The organism is Hymenobacter sp. BT188 (assembly GCF_014333585.1).
Lineage (GTDB): Bacteria > Bacteroidota > Bacteroidia > Cytophagales > Hymenobacteraceae > Hymenobacter.
The window spans coordinates 68,981-87,790 of sequence record NZ_JACSCW010000003.1 but is presented as its reverse complement, the minus strand read 5'-3'; the positions used below and the strand labels follow the sequence as shown (position 1 = coordinate 87,790).

The 18,810-nt window shown below is 52.6% G+C and carries 19 protein-coding genes; 18 read left to right on the top strand and 1 reads right to left on the bottom strand.

Features of this window, described 5'->3' with window-relative positions; all coding sequences use genetic code 11:
• Positions 1 to 25: 25 nt before the first annotated feature.
• The 18 genes from H8B13_RS08535 to H8B13_RS08450 all read left to right on the top strand — a co-directional run bounded on the left by H8B13_RS08535 (position 26) and on the right by H8B13_RS08450 (position 18,315).
• A complete protein-coding gene (locus H8B13_RS08535; protein WP_187310395.1) occupies positions 26 to 322 on the top strand; it encodes a (2Fe-2S) ferredoxin domain-containing protein in 297 nt (98 codons plus the stop codon).
• Between the two features lie 2 nt (positions 323 to 324).
• Positions 325 to 1,047 carry a YjjG family noncanonical pyrimidine nucleotidase gene (locus tag H8B13_RS08530; protein ID WP_187310394.1) on the top strand — a complete coding sequence of 241 codons (723 nt, stop codon included), beginning with the start codon at positions 325 to 327 and terminating at the stop codon, positions 1,045 to 1,047.
• Positions 1,048 to 1,086: 39 nt separating this feature from the next.
• The gene (locus H8B13_RS08525; RefSeq protein ID WP_187310393.1) at positions 1,087 to 1,635 is read left to right on the top strand and encodes a hypothetical protein; all 549 of its coding nucleotides are present in this window, start codon (positions 1,087 to 1,089) and stop codon (positions 1,633 to 1,635) included.
• 533 nt (positions 1,636 to 2,168) lie between these two features.
• A complete protein-coding gene (pruA, locus tag H8B13_RS08520) occupies positions 2,169 to 3,839 on the top strand; it encodes an L-glutamate gamma-semialdehyde dehydrogenase (RefSeq protein ID WP_187310392.1) in 1,671 nt (556 codons plus the stop codon).
• A gap of 244 nt (positions 3,840 to 4,083) precedes the next feature.
• The gene (locus tag H8B13_RS08515) at positions 4,084 to 4,476 is read left to right on the top strand and encodes an NADH-quinone oxidoreductase subunit A (protein WP_166074206.1); all 393 of its coding nucleotides are present in this window, start codon (positions 4,084 to 4,086) and stop codon (positions 4,474 to 4,476) included.
• A 71-nt stretch (positions 4,477 to 4,547) separates the two neighbouring features.
• Positions 4,548 to 5,105 carry an NADH-quinone oxidoreductase subunit B gene (locus tag H8B13_RS08510; RefSeq protein WP_222841381.1) on the top strand — a complete coding sequence of 186 codons (558 nt, stop codon included), beginning with the start codon at positions 4,548 to 4,550 and terminating at the stop codon, positions 5,103 to 5,105.
• 66 nt (positions 5,106 to 5,171) lie between these two features.
• Positions 5,172 to 5,738: an NADH-quinone oxidoreductase subunit C gene (locus H8B13_RS08505; RefSeq protein ID WP_187310391.1), complete on the top strand. Its 567-nt coding sequence runs from the start codon at positions 5,172 to 5,174 to the stop codon at positions 5,736 to 5,738.
• Between the two features lie 18 nt (positions 5,739 to 5,756).
• A complete protein-coding gene (locus H8B13_RS08500) occupies positions 5,757 to 7,019 on the top strand; it encodes an NADH-quinone oxidoreductase subunit D (protein ID WP_133274064.1) in 1,263 nt (420 codons plus the stop codon).
• Between the two features lie 21 nt (positions 7,020 to 7,040).
• Positions 7,041 to 7,598, top strand: coding sequence for a complex I 24 kDa subunit family protein (gene nuoE / locus H8B13_RS08495; RefSeq protein WP_187310390.1), 558 nt, complete (start codon positions 7,041 to 7,043; stop codon positions 7,596 to 7,598).
• 74 nt (positions 7,599 to 7,672) lie between these two features.
• Positions 7,673 to 9,013, top strand: a complete 1,341-nt coding sequence (gene nuoF, locus H8B13_RS08490; RefSeq protein WP_187310389.1) for an NADH-quinone oxidoreductase subunit NuoF — start codon at positions 7,673 to 7,675, stop codon at positions 9,011 to 9,013.
• 113 nt (positions 9,014 to 9,126) lie between these two features.
• Positions 9,127 to 10,128 (top strand): 2Fe-2S iron-sulfur cluster-binding protein, encoded by a 1,002-nt coding sequence (locus H8B13_RS08485; RefSeq protein WP_166074202.1) that lies wholly within the window; start codon positions 9,127 to 9,129, stop codon positions 10,126 to 10,128.
• 71 nt (positions 10,129 to 10,199) lie between these two features.
• Entirely contained in the window at positions 10,200 to 11,300 is a 1,101-nt protein-coding gene (gene nuoH, locus H8B13_RS08480) for an NADH-quinone oxidoreductase subunit NuoH (RefSeq protein ID WP_187310388.1), read from the top strand.
• A 109-nt stretch (positions 11,301 to 11,409) separates the two neighbouring features.
• The gene (locus tag H8B13_RS08475) at positions 11,410 to 11,943 is read left to right on the top strand and encodes a NuoI/complex I 23 kDa subunit family protein (RefSeq protein ID WP_187310387.1); all 534 of its coding nucleotides are present in this window, start codon (positions 11,410 to 11,412) and stop codon (positions 11,941 to 11,943) included.
• A gap of 121 nt (positions 11,944 to 12,064) precedes the next feature.
• On the top strand, positions 12,065 to 12,574 hold the full coding sequence (locus tag H8B13_RS08470) for an NADH-quinone oxidoreductase subunit J (protein WP_187310386.1): 510 nt from the start codon (positions 12,065 to 12,067) through the stop codon (positions 12,572 to 12,574).
• Positions 12,575 to 12,891: 317 nt separating this feature from the next.
• Positions 12,892 to 13,569: a TetR/AcrR family transcriptional regulator gene (locus tag H8B13_RS08465; protein WP_187310385.1), complete on the top strand. Its 678-nt coding sequence runs from the start codon at positions 12,892 to 12,894 to the stop codon at positions 13,567 to 13,569.
• Between the two features lie 22 nt (positions 13,570 to 13,591).
• Entirely contained in the window at positions 13,592 to 15,322 is a 1,731-nt protein-coding gene (locus tag H8B13_RS08460) for a peptidase domain-containing ABC transporter (RefSeq protein WP_187310384.1), read from the top strand.
• A gap of 95 nt (positions 15,323 to 15,417) precedes the next feature.
• On the top strand, positions 15,418 to 16,800 hold the full coding sequence (locus H8B13_RS08455) for an HlyD family secretion protein (protein ID WP_187310383.1): 1,383 nt from the start codon (positions 15,418 to 15,420) through the stop codon (positions 16,798 to 16,800).
• A 54-nt stretch (positions 16,801 to 16,854) separates the two neighbouring features.
• The gene (locus H8B13_RS08450) at positions 16,855 to 18,315 is read left to right on the top strand and encodes a TolC family protein (RefSeq protein ID WP_187310382.1); all 1,461 of its coding nucleotides are present in this window, start codon (positions 16,855 to 16,857) and stop codon (positions 18,313 to 18,315) included.
• A gap of 62 nt (positions 18,316 to 18,377) precedes the next feature.
• On the opposite strand, the gene H8B13_RS08445 is transcribed toward H8B13_RS08450, so the two are convergent.
• Positions 18,378 to 18,761: a hypothetical protein gene (locus tag H8B13_RS08445; protein WP_187310381.1), complete on the bottom strand. Its 384-nt coding sequence runs from the start codon at positions 18,759 to 18,761 to the stop codon at positions 18,378 to 18,380.
• Between the last annotated feature and the right edge of the window lie 49 nt (positions 18,762 to 18,810).

The following is an 18,810-nucleotide window of genomic DNA, read 5'->3' as shown; positions in this document are numbered from 1 at the left end:
CGGTTGAGCTTAGCTAGTTTAGTTTATGAAATACGAACATCACCTTTTCGTTTGCACCAACCAAAAAAGTGAGGTAGGCCGCGACGTGGTGAAAGCCCTGAAAAAGGAAATTAAAAAGCAGGGACTCAGCAAAAAGCTCAACCGTGCCTTTCCCACCGGCTGCATTGATGAGTGCAAGCATTGCAAAAAAGGATGCGGTGCGGCCCTCATCGCATATCCCGAAGGCGCCATTTACGGCGACGTACAGCCCGCCGACGCGCCCGCTATTGTGCGCGAACATCTGCTACACGGGCGCGTTGTATCTAAACTCCTACTTGATTAAAAATGCCCCCCAGCCACTCATTTCGTCCAGCCAAGGCTTATCGTCACCTCTTCTTTGACCTCGACCATACGTTGTGGGATTTTGAGAAAAACGCCGACGAAACCCTGCGTACGCTCTTTACCCACTATGATTTGGGCCGCTTCGGCACCTTCACGGTGGAGGAGTTTATTGACCGCTACCGCGACATCAATCATGCGCTGTGGCGGTTGTATCAGGGGGGCAAAATCACGCAGCAGCAGTTGCGCAGCACGCGCTTTACGCGCACGTTAGTACGGCTAGGTGTGGCTGAAGCCGACGTGCCGGAGGGCATTTCCCAGCACTTTACCGAATTGCTTCCTACTAAATCGGCGGTGTTTCCCTTCACCTATGACATGCTGGAGTATTTGCAGACCAAATACACCCTGCATTTGATAACGAACGGCTTTAAGGAAATTCAATACATCAAGCTCGACTCCTCGCAGCTCACACCTTTCTTTCAGGAAATAGTTACCTCCGAATGTAGCGGCTTCCTCAAGCCCGACCGGCGCATGTTTGAGCACGCCCTGGAACGCACCGGCGCCAGCGCTGAGGAAAGCCTGATGATTGGTGATAACCTGGAATGCGACGTGCTGGGCGCTTTTAATGCCGGCATCGATCAGGTATACTTCAACCCCGAGAAGCGACGTCATTTTAACGAAGTGACGTATGAGATTAGCTGTTTGAGCGAGCTAAAGGAGATTTTGTAGAAGAAAAAGCCCCCCAATGCCGTCTACCTTTGTGCTGATATGATACACTTACTCGGCATTTCGGGGAAGCGAGGCAGCGGCAAGGATACCGTAGCTCGCCTCATCCAACAACTTCAGCCAGAGCGCAACTGGCAGATTCTTTCCTTCGGCGACGCCATCAAGGCGGTGTGCGCCACCTTGGCTGGCGAGGCAATTGCCCCCTATTACTACCAAGATGGTAAAGCGCAACTGCTTCCCATCTTCGAGCGCACCCGCGGCGAAATGCTTCAACAAGTAGGCCACGCCCTACGAGCCTGGGAGCCCGAAATTTGGGTAAAAGCCTTCTTTGCCCGCCTACCCGAGGATCAGTTCGTCATCGTGCCTGATGTACGTTTTGCCAACGAAGCCGACCCTATTCGGGAGCGCGGCGGTCTAATGTTGCGCTTAGAAGGCGACCCGCTCCAACAGCGTGGCGACGGCACCCGCGACGATAATCACCCCAGCGAAACGGTGATGGATGCTTATCCACACTTCGCTACCATTATCCACAACAATGGCTCTCAGGAAGAATTAAAGGAGCAAGTGCTGGCGCTACTAGCAAGCTTATAATCCAGCTACTCTTTGATTACATATGCGAAAAGCAAGCAAACGATTGGAATCACCCACTCGCCTATCAGACGCAGAAATATTGACTTTTGGTTGTGCTTGCTTGTTCTTGATAGTCTCTTTAATCCGATGTTATGTAAGCTGGGAATTCGTACATGGTCCTGAAAGCACTGCTTTAATAATAAGTAAAACGGCTAATTATAGTCAACGGAACGATCTGTATTACTTAAGCTTAGTTTACCCAACCCCATTCTCCGATTCGACTTATTCGCAGATGCGGGTTACGCAACAGCAATTCAATGATGCTTCTGTTGGTCAAAAAATCCCTATTCATTACAACCGATTCTTTGTCAGCCAAGCCGATTTCGCTAATGCCTCATTCTCAGGCGTTGGGCAATTGCTTATAAGCCTTGGGCTTGTCGTATTTATAGCTTACCGAATCAGGCAATGAGGTAGCATCAATTCACAAATTTTAGTGAGGTATCGGTAGTATAGTACCTTTGCCCACTCCCACCGAACCATCATTTCTTAAAACTATGGCCAACGGCTTTTTCAACGTTCCTACCCCCATTAACGAACCTGTTAAAGGCTACGCGCCCGGCTCCAAGGAGCGCGCCGAGTTACAGCAGGCCCTCAAAAACCTGAAGAAGCAGCAGGTAGACATTCCAATGTATATCGGCGGGCAGGAAGTGCGCTCGGGCAAAACCAAAACCATTTCGCCCCCCCACGACCATAAGCATGTGTTGGGTCAGTTTCACGAGGGTGATGGCACGCACGTAGCCCAAGCTATTGAAGCCGCTTTGGCCGCCCGCCGCGAGTGGGCTGAGTTGCCCTGGGAGCACCGCGCCGCTATTTTTCTAAAAGCCGCTGAGCTATTGGCCGGCCCTTACCGCGCCCGCCTGAACGCCGCCACGATGCTGGGCCAGAGCAAGAACGCTTTTCAGGCCGAAATCGACGCGGCTTGCGAGTTGATCGACTTCTTTCGCTTTAATGTGCATTTCCTGCAGGAAATCTATAAGCAGCAACCTGAGTCGGCGCCCGGCATGTGGAACCGCTTGGAGCACCGTCCGCTGGAAGGCTTCGTGTTTGCGCTAACGCCATTCAACTTTACTTCTATAGCCGGCAACTTGCCTACTTCAGCGGCGCTGATGGGCAATGTGGTGGTATGGAAGCCCGCCAACACCCAGATTTATTCGGCTCACGTGCTCATGGAGCTGTTCCAGGAAGCAGGCGTGCCGGCCGGCGTTATCAACTTAGTATATGTGGATGGCCCGACCGCTGGTGATGTAATTTTCAATCACCCGGATTTTGCAGGTATTCACTTTACCGGCTCCACGGGTGTTTTTCAGAATATTTGGAAGACGATTGGCCAGAACATTCACAAGTACAAGTCGTACCCGCGCATCGTGGGCGAAACGGGTGGTAAGGACTTTATTCTAGCTCACCACTCGGCACACCCACGCCAGGTAGCTACGGCTATTTCCCGGGGAGCATTTGAGTATCAGGGCCAGAAATGCTCGGCGGCGAGCCGCGTGTACATTCCTTCTAATCTCTACCCTGAGGTAAAAGCCTATTTGCAGGAGGATCTGAAGTCGATGAAAATGGGCGACGTGGAAGATTTCGGCAACTTCATCAACGCCGTTATCAGCGAAGCTTCCTTCGACAAACTAGCCAAATACATCGACGGCGCGAAGCAAGACCCAGCGGTAGAAATCATTGCGGGGGGCAAATATGACAAGTCGAAAGGCTACTTTGTGGAGCCAACGGTGCTGGTGGCCAACGACCCCAAGTACGTGACCATGTGCGAAGAGCTGTTTGGCCCGGTGTTAACCATGCACGTTTACGACGCGGATAAGTTTGAAGAAACGCTCGACTTGGTGGACAGTACTTCGCCTTACGCCTTGACCGGCGCCATCTTCGGCCAAGACCGTTACGCTATTGACTTGGCTTCGAAGCGCTTGGTGAATGCTGCCGGCAACTTCTACATCAACGACAAGCCCACCGGTGCTGTGGTTGGTCAGCAGCCCTTCGGTGGCGCCCGCGCCAGCGGTACCAACGATAAGGCTGGCTCTATGCTGAACCTCCTGCGCTGGGTATCGCCCCGCGCCATCAAGGAAACCTTCGTGACGCCGGTGGATTATCGCTATCCTTTCCTGGGCGTTGAAACAGGTGAAAACCTGAACGTGACTGGGCAGGGTGGTTTTTAATCTTGCTATCTAAGTTGTAAAAAGCCCCCCAGAAGTACTTCTGGGGGGCTTTTTTATTCCATAATTCTTTTCTCTTCTGTCAACTCACTTTTCTGCTTAGCACCTGTTCTAACTGTAACTGAGCGGCAGACTTGCCACTTCTTTACCTTTCTCCGCCAAGCGCAGCTTCACCTTTGTTCCCAAACCCGTACGCCTTACCTTTGCTTTTCAGTGCTGATTTACCTCTAGCCCTAATCTAGCTACTATGTTTCTTGCTCTTCCGGCTGCGCAATATCAGCCTTCTGACTATCTGCCCATCTTAGTTCAGCTTGGGTTTGCTATAGCTTTTGTCGCTTTTGCGATGATTGTATCTCACTTAGTAGGCCCGAACCGCAAGAGCGCCGTTAAGGACAGCTCTTTCGAGTGCGGCATCGAGTCGGTGGGCAACGCCCGCACGCCGATTTCGGTGAAATACTTCCTAACAGCCATTCTATTCGTGCTGTTCGATGTGGAAGTAATCTTTATGTATCCTTGGGCCGTCAACTTCCGCTCGTTAGGTACAGAAGGCTTTTTACAGATGATTGTATTCCTGGCGCTGCTCATGGCAGGCTTCGTGTACGTTATCAAAAAGGGCGTATTACGCTGGACAGAGCGGTAAGAGGCAAACTTTTGCCTCTTTGCCAGTGTTCGTCAGATGGGTAATCCCATTCTTGAAATTGACTCTTTCTTATGACTGATATACGAGTTCCAGAAATCAAAACCGTAGAGGCACCGGATGGAATCGAGGGTGCAGGCTTCTTTGCTACTTCCTTGGAAAAGGTGGTGGGCATTGCCCGCGCTAACTCGCTCTGGCCGTTGCCTTTTGCCACTTCCTGCTGCGGCATCGAGTTCATGGCCACCATGGGCTCCCACTACGATATCTCTCGCTTCGGTTCGGAGCGGCCATCATTCTCGCCCCGTCAGGCCGATTTGCTCATGGTAATGGGTACCATCGCCAAGAAAATGGCGCCCATTGTGAAGCAAGTGTACGAGCAGATGGCTGAGCCGCGCTGGGTATTGGCAATGGGTGCTTGCGCCTGCTCGGGGGGCATTTTTGACTCCTATTCCGTGCTTCAAGGCATCGACCGTATCATCCCCGTTGATGTGTACGTGCCCGGCTGCCCACCCCGTCCGGAGCAAGTGCTCGATGGGTTGATGCGGGTACAGGATCTGGCCAAAAACGAGTCTATTCGCCGCCGCAACTCACCCGAGTATCAGGCGCTGTTGGCCTCCTATAATATCAAGTAAGAAATAGGGAGCAGGAGCATTTGCAAGTTGAATGCTCCTGCTCCCTATTTCTAGTTCCTCTCAAAAATGGCTGAATCGAACGAAGAATCCACTGTTGCTCAAGCTGCTGTAGCTGAAACCGACCCTAATAAGTTGACCAATGCTCGGGTACTCACTACCCTGCATCAGCTATTCGGCGAAGATGCTTTCACCGATGTAGAAGAGCCCTACGGCTTGCTTACGGCCACTACTACGCGCGAGCGGATTCACGAAATCATTCAGACACTGCACGGCGAGCCCACCATGCAGTTCAGCTTTCTGACCACCATGTGCGGGATTCACTATCCCGAGCAGGAAGGCCAAGAGTTGGGCATGATTTATCATCTTCACAGCTTGGTGCACAATGTGCGCCTGCGGCTAAAAATCTTCTTCCCGATTACCGATCCGGCCGTTCCTACGCTCACCGACGTCTACGCTACGGCGAACTGGATGGAGCGCGAGGCTTTCGACTTCTTCGGCATCATCTTCACGGGCCACCCCAACCTCATCCGCATTCTGAATGTGGAGGATATGGATTACCACCCCATGCGGCGCGAGTATCCACTGGAGGATGGCACCCGCGAAGACAAAACTGACTTGTTTTTCGGCCGCTAGGCCCCTGATACCCTTATCATGGCAGTAAACGACACGCTGGAAGGCACCCATAAGATTCATCAAGAAGCCCGCGAGCAACAGCATAACCAGCTCGTGCCCACCCTCAACGACTTCAGTCAGGAGCTGACGACGCTGAACCTGGGTCCGACGCACCCTGCTACTCACGGCATTTTTCAGAACATCTTGCAAATGGACGGAGAACGGATTATTTCCGGCGTTCCGACCATTGGCTACATTCACCGAGCTTTCGAAAAGATTGCCGAGCGGCGGCCATTCTACCAGATTACGCCCCTCACCGACCGGATGAATTATTGCTCCAGCCCCATTAACAACATGGGCTGGCACATGACGGTGGAAAAGCTACTAGGCATTACGGTTCCGAAGCGCGCGCAGTATATGCGCGTGATCATGATGGAGCTGGCCCGCATTACCGACCACCTAATCTGTAATTCGATTCTGGGAGTAGATACGGGTGCCTTTACCGGCTTCCTATACGTGTTCCAGGAGCGGGAAAAGGTCTACGAGATTTACGAGGAAGTATGCGGTGCGCGCCTCACGACCAATATGGGTCGGGTAGGCGGCATGGAGCGCGACTTTTCGCCGGTGGCTATTGAGAAGCTGCGCAAGTGGCTGAAGGAGTTTCCGGCCGTAATGCGTGAGTTTGAGAGCATGTTTACCCGCAACCGCATCTTTATGGATCGGGTAGTAAACGTAGGCCCAATCACGGCGGAGAAAGCACTGAATTATGGTTTCACCGGTCCCAATCTGCGGGCCGCCGGCGTCGACTACGATGTGCGGGTCATGAACCCCTATTCGTCTTATGAGGACTTCGACTTCGAAATTCCTGTAGGCACCAACGGCGACACCTACGACCGGTTCCTTGTACGCAACGAAGAAATTTGGCAGAGCTTGCGCATTATCAACCAGGCGCTTGATAACCTGCCCGAAGGCCCATACCACGCCGACGCGCCGCACTATTATTTGCCCCCCAAGCAGGCCGTGTACAAAAACATGGAGGCTCTGATCTACCACTTCAAAATCATCATGGGTGAGATTGAAGCGCCGGTGGGTGAGGTGTATCACTCCGTGGAGGGCGGCAACGGCGAGTTGGGCTTCTATCTAGTTTCGGATGGTGGCCGCACGCCGTATCGCCTGCATTTCCGTCGCCCCTGCTTTATTTACTACCAAGCCTACTCCGAAATGGTAGTAGGAACCAGCCTCTCCGACGCCATCGTGATTCTGAGTTCGATGAACGTAATTGCCGGCGAGCTGGACGCGTAGTTTTTGCTGAATTTGTCCCCTATGGAAGTTACGACTGCTCCCGCTAAGCCTCAATTTTCGGCCGCTGCCCAAGCCGAGATTAAGCGCATCATCACGCGCTATCCTGAAGACCGCAAGAAGTCGGCTCTGCTGCCGGTGCTACACATTGCGCAAGCAGAGTTTGGTGGCTGGGTAAGCCCTGAAGTGCAGGATTTGGTAGCCGAAACGCTAGACCTCAAGCCAATTGAGGTGTATGAGGTTTCGTCATTTTACACCATGTTCAACCTCAAGCCGGTTGGTAAGCATGTATTGGAAATCTGCCGCACAGGTCCTTGCATGTTGCGCGGTTCAGATGAGTTGACTGAGAACTTGGAGCGCATTACGGGAGCTAAGGTAGGCGAAACCTCACCCGATGGGATGTTTACCATTAAGATGGTGGAGTGCTTAGCAGCTTGTGGGTTTGCGCCGGTGGTGCAGGTGCGGGAGAAATACTACGAGAGCCTCGAAACACCGGAAGCCGTGGACGCTATGCTGAACGAACTCCGTAGTATGATCCATCGGCCGATCTTGCCGTGGGAAGAGCAGAAAAACAACGCTTAGCTTCTAAGCACAGAATTCCCTTAGAGGACAAACACAATTAACCCTTCACTCCTACCCCTTACGCTGGAGAAATCATGGGACGCAAGCTATTAACTGAACATATAAACGTCGAGGGAATCGACACGTTTGAGGTCTACCGCAAACACGGTGGCTACCGCTCCGTGGAAAAGGCCCTCAAGACGATGACCCCCGATGAGGTGGTGGAGGAAGTCAAGAAGTCGGGCCTGCGTGGGCGCGGCGGCGCTGGCTTCCCGACGGGGTTGAAGTGGAGCTTTTTGGCGAAGCCCGAAGGTGTGCCGCGCTACCTCGTCTGCAACGCCGACGAATCGGAGCCCGGTACCTTCAAGGACCGTCAACTCATGTCGAAGCTACCACACTTGCTGATTGAGGGCATGATTACGGGCAGCTACGCTTTGGGCGCGCGCACTAGCTACATCTACATCCGTGGTGAGTTGTTGTACGTGTTGCGCATTCTGGAAAAAGCTATTGCTGAGGCGTATGCGGCTGGTTTCTTAGGAGAAAACATCTTGGGTTCAGGCTACTCACTGGATTTGCATGTGCACCCCGGTGGTGGCGCGTACATCTGCGGTGAGGAAACAGCTTTGCTGGAATCACTGGAAGGCAAACGTGGCAATCCACGTAACAAGCCGCCATTTCCTGCTGTGCAGGGCTTATATGCTCGGCCTACGGTAGTCAATAACGTTGAGTCTATTGCTGCTGTACCGGTTATTGTGAACGAAGGCGGCGAAGAGTACGCTAAAATCGGCATTGGCAAAAGCACTGGTACTAAGCTTATTTCCGCTTGCGGTCATTTGAATAAGCCAGGTATCTACGAAATCGAGCTTGGTGTACCAGTCGAGGAATTCATCTACTCAGACGAGTACTGCGGCGGCATCTGGAAAGGGCGCGAGCTGAAAGCAGTAGTAGCTGGCGGCTCTTCCGTACCAATTCTGCCGACTGAGCTCATCTTGAAAACTGCCGCTGGCGAGCCTCGTCTGATGACGTATGAGTCCTTATCCGATGGTGGCTTCGTAACCGGCACTATGCTGGGCTCGGGGGGCTTTATTGCCATGGACGAGACAACTTGTATTGTGCGCAACACCTGGAACTTCTCGCGCTTCTACCACCATGAGTCGTGCGGTCAGTGTTCACCCTGCCGTGAAGGCACAGGCTGGCTCGAAAAAGTTTTGCACCGTCTAGAACATGGTCACGGTGCTATGCACGACATAGACTTGCTGGTAAGCGTAGCTAAGCAAATTGAAGGCAACACAATTTGCCCCCTAGGTGAGGCAGCAGCTTGGCCCGTAGCGGCGGCCGTACGTCACTTCCGCGATGAGTTTGAGTGGCATGTAAAGCATCCTCAGGAGGCCACACGCGCTGGCGCGGTTTACCCTGGCAAAGCCGTTTTGGCCTAGCAACGATCAAAAAAGAGATTTACAATTCAAGACTTGACCTCTGCACACCTCAGCGTTTTCCTCACAGGAGCCCGACGCTGTAGTATCTAAGGCCAATCTTCGCTGACTTTGAAATGGCTAAAATAACTTTTGACGGCATCGAGGTAGAAGTTCCAGACGGAACTACCATCCTCAACGCGGCTCGCACCATCGGCGGCGGTATCGTGCCGCCTGCCATGTGCTATTATACTCCGCTGAAAGGCTCGGGGGGCAAATGCCGGGCGTGCTTAGTGCGCGTTGCGGCTGGCTCCACAAAGGATCCGCGGCCGATGCCCAAGCTGGTGGCCTCGTGCATCACGCCCGTGCAAGACGGCATGGTGGTAGAAAATACGACCTCCGAGCAGGTGCTCAACGTGCGTAAAGGCATCGTAGAAATGCTGCTTATTAATCACCCATTAGATTGCCCTGTGTGTGATCAAGCTGGTGAGTGTGACTTGCAAAACTTTGCCTTCGAGCATGGTGTATCAACCACCCGCTATGAGGAAGAGCGCCGCACCTTCGAAAAGATTGATATCGGTCCGCTGATTCAGCTGCACATGACGCGCTGCATTCTGTGCTACCGCTGTGTATACACTGCCGACCAGCTCACTCCAGGCCGCGTGCATGGCGTACTAGGTCGTGGCGACGCTTCCGAGATCGGTACGTACATTGAGAACATCATCGACAATGACTTCTCCGGTAATGTTATCGACGTGTGCCCAGTAGGTGCGCTGACCGACAAAACCTGGCGTTTCAAGCAGCGCGTGTGGTTCACAAAGCCCGTGAACGCCCACCGCGACTGCCCCAAGTGCACTGGCAACGTAGTGCTGTGGTACAAAGGCAAAGACGTATTGCGCATTACGGCTCGTAAAAACGAGTATGGCGAAGTAAAGGAATGGATTTGCAACGAGTGCCGCTTCGAAAAGAAAGAAACTGCCGACTGGACCATTGAAGGTCCTGCGCACATTGATCGGACTTCGGTAATTTCAGCTAATCACTATGAGTTGCCCGTAGTAAACCCGCAGATTATTGCAGATTTGCCGGAGAGCTCAGTGCGCGATTTAGAACAAAATCCTCCCCTGAAACTGGGTAATTAAGTAGGTGCTAGTTGTGTAGAATCTCTAGGTGAGTAATACACTTTTAGTATCTGAAACTAGTAATATACTACATGGAACTTCCCGCACTGGGCTGGCAAGCCCTCGTTATTCTGGTAGTGTTCGGCGTTTCGCTGCTCATCGCCACGTATTCTACTTATGCGGAGCGCGTTATTGCGGCCTTCCTGCAAGATCGGGTCGGCCCTGACCGGGCGGGTCCTTTTGGCCTGCTTCAACCACTGGCTGATGCTGTGAAACTGTTCACCAAAGAAGAGTTTTTCCCGGCTGGCTCTAACCGTGCGCTTTTCGTTTTCGGTCCGTGCTTAGCTATGGTTACAGCGCTGATGGCATCTGCCGTAATTCCCTTCGGCAATTACTTGCAGTTCGGCAGTACCATCATCTGGCTGCAAGGCATTGAGGTAAATATTGGAATGCTGTATGTGTTCGGCGTGGTTTCGCTGGGTGTGTATGGTATTATGATTGGCGGCTGGGCTTCCAACAATAAATTCTCCTTGCTGGGGGCCATTCGTGCCGCCTCACAGAACATCAGCTACGAGTTGGCCATGGGCTTGTCGCTGATTGCGGTGCTCATGATTAGCGAGACTCTGTCGTTGCGCGAAATCACGCTGCAGCAGTCGGTACCTGGCGAGTGGCAATTCTGGAACATTGTGAAGCAGCCGCTGGGCTTTATCATCTTCATCGTCTGCGCTTTCGCCGAGACCAACCGTACTCCTTTCGACTTGCCGGAGTGCGAAACTGAGTTGGTGGGCGGCTACCACACTGAGTATAGCTCAATGAAAATGGGTCTGTACTTATTCGCTGAATACATCAACGTGTTTGTGGCTTCAGCCGTGATGAGCGTGCTGTACTTTGGCGGCTTCAACTTCCCATTCCAGTATGAGTTGCGCGCTTTTCTGGCTGAGTCGCAGGGAATGGTTACGGCCCACAACATTGTGACGGGCTTGGGAGTGGTAGCCATCTTTGTTAAGATTTTCTCCTTCATTTTCTTCTTTATGTGGGTGCGCTGGACTTTGCCCCGCTTCCGCTACGACCAGCTCATGCGCCTGGGCTGGACCATCCTGATTCCGCTGGCCATTTTCAATATTCTGCTTACTGGGGGGCTAATTGTATTCAACATTATCCCACAGGTGCCGAAGTGGTGGCTGTTGCAGTAATTCGGCTCGTAAGTAGACTCCCAAGCTGCTCATCCGATATTCTCGGATTAAGAAACTAACCATCATGCAACCCTTAAGCAATAGAGCCAAGATACTGGCAAAGAAGCCAATGACGCTCGCCGAGCGGGCATATTTGCCGGCTATTTTCCAAGGTCTGAGCATTACCATGCGACACTTCTTCTCCAAGAAGGCTACCATTCGGTACCCGGAGGAAACGCGGCCGTTCTCTCCCATTTTCCGTGGTCTGCATGTGCTCAAGCGCGATGAGCAGGGCCGGGAACGGTGTACTGCTTGCGGCCTTTGCGCTGTAGCCTGCCCCGCCGAAGCTATTACGATGGTAGCCGGCGAACGGAAGAAGGGCGAAGAAGGCCTCTACCGCGAAGAGAAATACGCCGTCAGCTACGAGGTAAATATGCTGCGTTGCATCTTCTGCGGTCTCTGCGAGGAAGCCTGCCCGAAAGCCGCCGTGTACCTGCAAGCCGATAAAATGGCTCCCCCACGCTTCGAGCGCGACGAGTTCATTTACGGCAAGGACCGTTTGGTGGAGCCGGTGTCGCCCGATGCCCGCTCTCAGCGTGGCATTCAGCTGACGCCCGAGCAGGCGGAGGTATTACGCAATAAAATGGCTCAGCAACCGGCCTAGGCTAAAGTCGCGGCCGAATGGGTTGCAACTTGCTGGAAACGATAAAAAAGCCTCCCAGCCCCGATTACTCAACGACCAAGTGAAATCAGCGCCGCTATTTCACTTGGTGTTACCTTCGCTTATGTCTCCTCTCTTTTTCTTTCTGTCGTTTGTAGCGCTGTTTAGCGCGCTGGGCGTGGTACTGGCCAAAAACCCGGTTCACAGCGTCCTCTTCCTGATTTTGACGTTTTTCACGATATCAGGGCACTACTTGCTGCTAAACGCGCAGTTTTTGGCGGCTGTGAACATCATTGTGTATGCGGGGGCCATTATGGTGCTGTTCCTGTTCGTGATTATGTTTCTGAACCTGAACGCTGATACGGAGCCTCATAAGTCGGCTTTGTCTAAAATAGCAGCCGCCATTGCTGGTGGTTCTTTACTGCTCATTCTGGTTGCTGCTTTGCGCGACATCCAGCCCGGCGGAGCTGATACGGCTACTTTCGATTCGCAAATAGGAATGGTAGACCGGCTGGGTATGGTGCTGTATAAGCAATACATGCTGCCATTTGAGTTGGTATCAGTCTTGTTTATCGTGGCAATGGTTGGTGCGATGATGTTGGGTAAACGGGAAACGGGCGAACGAAACTTCTAGATAGGCTAGCTCAAGCTTAAAAAGGGAAAAGCGACAACTGAACAATCGGTTGTCGCTTTTCCCTTTTTAAGCTTGAGCTAACTGCCCAATAAAGACAGTATCTGACAAACTATTCAACCACAACTCAACATAGCAGAAGTATCAGGATTAAAAGCACATTAATTATAAATGGTAGTAAAACTATTATCCGGAGTAACTAGTTACATTTGCGCTTAGCGGTGTATAGAGAGTGCTTTTATAGCCTTGGAGCGGTTTTTAAAAGAATATCAGGCAGCGCAAAGCTCAATAACCTGAACATCACAATCATTCCTCCCAGAATGTTAACTACCCTGCGTCCAGAGCTTAATGAGAAGCTTTTTTTGCGCGATCCACATGAAACTGATCTTGGCCGGAAGATCATAGCTACGAGCGTACAGCTTATTGACGAATTAGGATTTGAACTGTTCACCTTTAAAAAGCTGGCCCAGCAGATAGGCTCCACGGAAGCGTCGCTGTATCGATACTTTGAAAACAAGCACCGTTTGCTCGTTTATCTTATTTCGTGGCACTGGGCGTGGCTTCGGTTTCAAATTCGATTTCACACGCACAATGTTACCGACCCGCACGCCCGACTCCGGCTCATCCTGGGTATTATCACCAATGCTCACCGTGATAATGCCGCAACCCCCGAGCTAGACGAGGCGGCGTTATACCGCGTGGTGGTGGCGGAGGCATCTAAAACCTACCTTACCCGCGAGGTTGACCAAGTAAATCATGATGGCTTTTATCGTGAATACAAAAGCTTATGTGCCGACATCACGGCCGTGGTCCAAGAAATTGCCCCCCACTATCCCTATCCGCACGCCTTGGTAAGCACGTTGCTTGAGTCAGCGCGCAAGCAGCTCTTTTTCTCTCAGCACCTGCCTTCGTTGGCCGATACACCTACTCCTGAGACGGCGAAGCAAGATATTCTAGGGTTTTTGGAGAACATTGCCTTTTCAGTGCTAAGCAAGTAATTATCACTCAACAGTCTCCATTATGGCTGAAAATTCATCTGGACCAACCTCGGGCCAACGCTTATGGCAGCTGCTGCTGGCTGAACGGCGCGATATCGCTTACCTATATGTATATGCAGCGCTAGCAGGGCTTATTACTTTATCATTGCCACTTGGCGTGCAGAGTGTAATCGGCTTTGTATCGAGCGGAGCAGTGAGCACCTCTCTAATAGTGCTCATCGCTTTTATCACGGTGGGAACGGTAATAGTCGGAGGCCTTCAGATCATGCAGATCTATCTGGTGGAGTTTCTGCAGCAGCGCTTATTTGCTCGGATTGCCTTCGATTTCGCGGTACATCTGCCTCGCGTGCGCACCGAAGCTCTAGGCGATGAGTACCTGCCAGAGCTTATGAATAGGATGCTCGACACGCCTACCCTGCAAAAAGGATTGGCTATTCTATTGATCGACTTTTCCTCGGCTGGTGTCCAGATTCTGTTTGGGTTGCTACTGCTATCCTTCTACCATCCGGCCTTCATTGTTTTTGGTCTGTTCCTGGTTTTAATTCTGGGCTTACTGTTACGCCTGACCTGGAGGAAAGGTCTGGAAACGAGCTTAACAGAGTCAAAATACAAATACCGGGTAGTGTCCTGGCTCGAAGATGTGGCCCGGACGGTCCATACGTTTCGCTTGGCTCCACGCCATGCCATGGTTCTCGACCGTACCGATGATCACGTCAATGGGTACCTTATGGCCCGACGTTCGCACTTTCGGGTGTTGATGACGCAGTATTTAGGCTTTGTTGGTTTCAAAACCCTTATTACGGCTGGATTGCTAACTATTGGCTGCTGGCTATTGGTAGCCAAAGAAATCAACATTGGTCAGTTTGTAGCTTCTGAAATCGTCATCATCCTGACTATTGGAGCGGTTGAGAAAATCCTGATCAAGCTGGATGTACTCTACGATGCTCTCACCTCGATCAATAAAATTGGTCATGTGCTGGAGTTGCCCAGCATCAAAAAACAGCCAGGGGCCAATCTTACCTTTTCAGCCAGTAATCGTGGGGTAGCAGTCGATTTGCGCCTCGTAACGTATCAGTATCCGAACGCGAATCGCCAGGTTGTACAAGATGTATCATTAAGCCTACAACCCAACGAACATTTAGGACTTGCTGGCTACGATGGCTCCGGTAAGACCACGCTCCTGCGAATTATGGGCGGATTGCTTGATACTTACCAGGGCGTGATCACCTATGATGATATCGCCCTGCGTGACCTTGCCCCCGAAACGTTGTCGCGTGCGATGGGATCAAATTTTTCGCATCAGCACTTGTTCAGCGGCTCTGTACTGGAGAATCTAACGCTTAATCAACCTGAAATTCAGCCCATTGATATCTCCTGGGCGCTTGACTTAGTAGGACTGCGCGACAAGCTCCATGCCTGGCCTCAGGGCTTGGGCACCTACCTGACTGCTGGCACACCGCTGGCTGACAATGTGAAGCAAAAGCTGCTATTGGCCCGCGCCTTGGTGCGTCGCCCCCGGCTGCTTCTGCTCGACCACTTTCTGCCCGCTGTAGAAGCAGCTGAGCGGCGGCGGATACTGAAGCGCCTGTTGGCTCCCGACATGCCCTGGACGTTGATTCTAGCCTCCAGCGACCCACGCCTGCTGGCACTTTGCCCACGTGTTGCCGTGCTTCGCGACGGTCATCTGGTTGCTACCGGCGACTATGCAGTCATTGCTCAGCAGCCGGAGTTACAAGAGCTATTTGTTGCTTAAAAATGCCCCCCATGTAGTCTTGCCACCAGCTTTTATCAGCACCCAAGACTCCCGCTGGCCGCAAGCTTCGAAACGAATTTTACAGTTTTCATACTATGCCTTTCGCTGAGTATTCTGTTCCTGAAACCCACCCGGAAGCCAAACGCTTCACTTCGTTTGCACAGGTGCAAACGCCGCGCACTGGCCGAGTACTGGCTCGTTGGTGCTTAGGCATGGGAATATTGGTGATACTGTTCGGATTTTTGCCCTGGACTCAAAACATTCGTTCCACGGGCACGCTCACCACGCTGCGCCCCCAAGACCGGCCTCAAACGGTTCCCAGCACGATTGCCGGACGTATTATGCGCTGGCGTGTAAAGGAAGGACAGCTAGTACAACGCGGCGATACCTTGGTCGATATTGCGGAAATAAAAGACAAGTATTTCGATCCCGATCTACTCCTTCGGACCCGTGAGCAGCTGGCAGCCAAAGAAGGTTCGCTACGTGAGAACAGCGCAAAGGCAGTTGCACTGAGCCAGCAACAGGTAGCACTGCGAGAAGGCCTGCGGGTAAGCCTCGACAAAGCGAGAAACAAAGTGCGTCAAAGCCGCCTGAAAGTGCTGAGCGATAGTGCTGAGCTAGTAGCTGCTAACACTGATTTTGCTATTGCGCGTCAGCAGCTCGACCGGCAGGAAAAACTTTACCAGCAGGGTCTGAAATCCCTGACTGAAGTAGAGCAGCGCCGGCTTAAGTTTCAGGAATCGACGGCTAAGCAACAGGCGGTGGCAAACAAGCTGGGAGTGAGCCAGCAGGAGTTGATAAATGCCCGTTTGGAGCTGCTTTCTCTCGGCGCGGAGTATCAAGATAAGCTAGCAAAGTCTGAGAGTGACCGGCGAAGCGCTACCGCCTACCAGTTCGACACGGAGGGGCAAATAGCCAAAATGCGCAACGAATATGCTAATCTGAGCATCCGTGACGCTTTTTACCGCATTACAGCTCCGCAGGACGGCTACGTAGTAAGAGCCCTCAAGCAGGGCCTTGGAGAGATTATTAAAGAAGGCGAGCCCATCGTGACGGTAATGCCATCGAAGCCCCAGCTGGCCGCCGAACTCTACGTGAAGCCCATGGATATTCCGCTGCTTTCGGTGGGTCGCAAGGTCCGGCTACAGTTTGATGGCTGGCCAGCACTGGTATTTTCGGGCTGGCCCGGCACGAGCTTCGGCACCTTCGGGGGCGTGGTAGCCGTTATCGATAACATTGATAGTCAGGGACAGTACCGCGTGCTCGTTATTCCCGATCCTGACACGGAGGCCTGGCCCGAGCCATTGCGAGTAGGCAGCGGCGTGTATGGCTGGGCCTTGCTCGACGATGTGCCCATTTGGTATGAACTGTGGCGCCAGCTGAATGGCTTCCCACCGAATTTTGTGGGAAAACCAAAGGAAACTGACAAGCTGGTGAAAGCAGATAAAACCGAAAAATATGTTACGGCTGAAGAGTAACCACAGTTAATACCAAGTATTCTGTTACCACCGCATAAATTTCCTTTGCATTTAATGGTTCGTTACGTCATTTCGCTGGTTGTGCTCCTTGCGGCTGGGCTTGGGTTGTTGCCAGTAGGGCGGGCGACGGCGCAACCATTGCCGCGCGATACAACGCAGCTTGTCTTTACGCTCACTGACTTGTTTACGCACGTCACGCTGCGGCACCCGGTGGCTCGGCAAGCTGGCTTGCTGCCCGAGCGCGCCCAGCAGGAAATTCGCTACGCCCGCGGCCTGCTCGATCCATCCGTGAGCAGCAAATACTACGGCAAGACGTTGGGAAGCAAGGATTATTTTAACACCTGGGACAATGCTCTAAAGGTCCCTGTGTGGTTTGGCTTCGATGTAAAAGCTGGCTTTGAGCGCAATGTGGGCACCTACGTAAGCCAGCAAATACGGACGCCCGAAAGCGGCCTGAGCTATTTGGGCATATCGGTGCCCCTGGCGCAGGGCTTGCTCATTGATGAGCGAAGGGCGGCCATTCGGCAAGCGCAGGCCTTGGTAGGGCTGGCGGAAGCCGAACGCCGTGGCGCGCTCAACAAGCTTCTGCTTTCGGCGGCGAAGGATTACTGGGAGTGGAGCTTAAGCCATCAGCGCTTAGAGTTATTACGCCTCAATGCCGAGCTGGCTGAGGTACGATTCAGGGCCGTACGCGAGCGAGTCCGGCAGGGCGACTTGGCTGCAATCGACTCTGTAGAAGCACTGACTGAGCTTCAGAACCGACAGGCGCAACTAGTACAGGCAAGGGTGCAGTGGCAAAACGTGACGCTTCTGATTAGCAATTATTTGTGGGATGAGCAGAATCAGCCACGGGAATTACCCCCCACTGCCCGCCCAGAAGCCTTACCCGCCCCCACCGCCTGGCGCTCATTGTCCCCCGATTCGGTGCAAGCGCTTGTAAACCTGGCCAGCCAGATACATCCTGAGTTGGCCAAGACTCGGGCTAAGCTCAATCAGCTGGGTATAGAACGCCGGCTCTTGTCGAACAAACTATTGCCCAAGCTTTCTGTCGATTACAACTTATTGCGAACTGGTCAGCCTTTCCAACCGGAGGGCGACATGCAATGGACGAATACCTATTTTGCCAACAATTATAAGCTGGGCCTAAGCTTCCAATATCCGTTGTTGCTGCGCCAAGAGCGGAGCAAGCTGCAGCTTAACCAATTAAAGCGCCGCGAAGCCGAACTGGATCTGCAGCAGGACACGCGGGAAGTACAAACCACCGTGCGCACCGTTGCCAACGATTGGGAAGCTTTGCGTGAGCAGCTTCGCGTGCAGGAGCAAGTGGTTGAGAACTCACAAAAGCTGCGTAACGGCGAACAAATCCGCTTCGAAAACGGTGAAAGCTCCGTATTCCTGCTCAACTCCCGCGAAGCCTCACTCGTCAGTGCCCGGATAAAACTGGCCGAGCTGCAAGCCAAATACGCGCAAACCCAGGCCACGCTGCGCTGGGCAGCCGGCGGAGATTTGGAGTAAGCTCACATAAAACCAAGCACAAAAAAGCCCCCTGAAATTTCAGGGGGCTTTTTTGTGCTTTTCTACTGTGCTGTGGTAGCTGTGGCGGTTTCTTCAGCCTCCTTTCGCCGCATCCACGACGGGCCGCAGCTGGAGCGCATCTTCTGGCGAAACTTCTCCTGCTCTTCGGGTGTGAGGTGAGCCATGCGCGTCTCCATTTTTTGGCGCCACGCTTCGCGACGCTGTGCCCAGCTTCCGACATGACCGCCACGGCCCCAGCCGCCAAAGAGGATGCGAGAGAGTACAAGTAAACCAAGTGTTTGCCAGAAACTAATAGCAGGCCCATTGAATAGCACCGGCACCAGCCAGTTCCACAAGCTCATGGTTACGAAGCCAGCGGCGGCCACAAATAGAGTGGCAAAGAAGAGAAACTTGAGGCCGCGTAGCAGCCAGAATGAACGATTCATGGGGGTGGTTTTATGAAGTATGTTTTGTCACCGAAAAGAAGCTTATAAG

Coding starts and splice junctions, on each gene's coding strand:
- H8B13_RS08510 (WP_222841381.1), top strand. CDS start 4,548: ATGACTGATATACGAGTTCCAGAAATCAAAACCGTAGAGGCACCGGAT.
- nuoF (WP_187310389.1), top strand. CDS start 7,673: ATGGGACGCAAGCTATTAACTGAACATATAAACGTCGAGGGAATCGAC.
- H8B13_RS08535 (WP_187310395.1), top strand. CDS start 26: ATGAAATACGAACATCACCTTTTCGTTTGCACCAACCAAAAAAGTGAG.
- nuoH (WP_187310388.1), top strand. CDS start 10,200: ATGGAACTTCCCGCACTGGGCTGGCAAGCCCTCGTTATTCTGGTAGTG.
- H8B13_RS08455 (WP_187310383.1), top strand. CDS start 15,418: ATGCCTTTCGCTGAGTATTCTGTTCCTGAAACCCACCCGGAAGCCAAA.
- H8B13_RS08475 (WP_187310387.1), top strand. CDS start 11,410: ATGACGCTCGCCGAGCGGGCATATTTGCCGGCTATTTTCCAAGGTCTG.
- H8B13_RS08450 (WP_187310382.1), top strand. CDS start 16,855: ATGGTTCGTTACGTCATTTCGCTGGTTGTGCTCCTTGCGGCTGGGCTT.
- H8B13_RS08530 (WP_187310394.1), top strand. CDS start 325: ATGCCCCCCAGCCACTCATTTCGTCCAGCCAAGGCTTATCGTCACCTC.
- H8B13_RS08460 (WP_187310384.1), top strand. CDS start 13,592: ATGGCTGAAAATTCATCTGGACCAACCTCGGGCCAACGCTTATGGCAG.
- H8B13_RS08470 (WP_187310386.1), top strand. CDS start 12,065: ATGTCTCCTCTCTTTTTCTTTCTGTCGTTTGTAGCGCTGTTTAGCGCG.
- pruA (WP_187310392.1), top strand. CDS start 2,169: ATGGCCAACGGCTTTTTCAACGTTCCTACCCCCATTAACGAACCTGTT.
- H8B13_RS08485 (WP_166074202.1), top strand. CDS start 9,127: ATGGCTAAAATAACTTTTGACGGCATCGAGGTAGAAGTTCCAGACGGA.
- H8B13_RS08500 (WP_133274064.1), top strand. CDS start 5,757: ATGGCAGTAAACGACACGCTGGAAGGCACCCATAAGATTCATCAAGAA.
- nuoE (WP_187310390.1), top strand. CDS start 7,041: ATGGAAGTTACGACTGCTCCCGCTAAGCCTCAATTTTCGGCCGCTGCC.
- H8B13_RS08445 (WP_187310381.1), bottom strand. CDS start 18,761: ATGAATCGTTCATTCTGGCTGCTACGCGGCCTCAAGTTTCTCTTCTTT.
- H8B13_RS08525 (WP_187310393.1), top strand. CDS start 1,087: ATGATACACTTACTCGGCATTTCGGGGAAGCGAGGCAGCGGCAAGGAT.
- H8B13_RS08465 (WP_187310385.1), top strand. CDS start 12,892: ATGTTAACTACCCTGCGTCCAGAGCTTAATGAGAAGCTTTTTTTGCGC.
- H8B13_RS08505 (WP_187310391.1), top strand. CDS start 5,172: ATGGCTGAATCGAACGAAGAATCCACTGTTGCTCAAGCTGCTGTAGCT.
- H8B13_RS08515 (WP_166074206.1), top strand. CDS start 4,084: ATGTTTCTTGCTCTTCCGGCTGCGCAATATCAGCCTTCTGACTATCTG.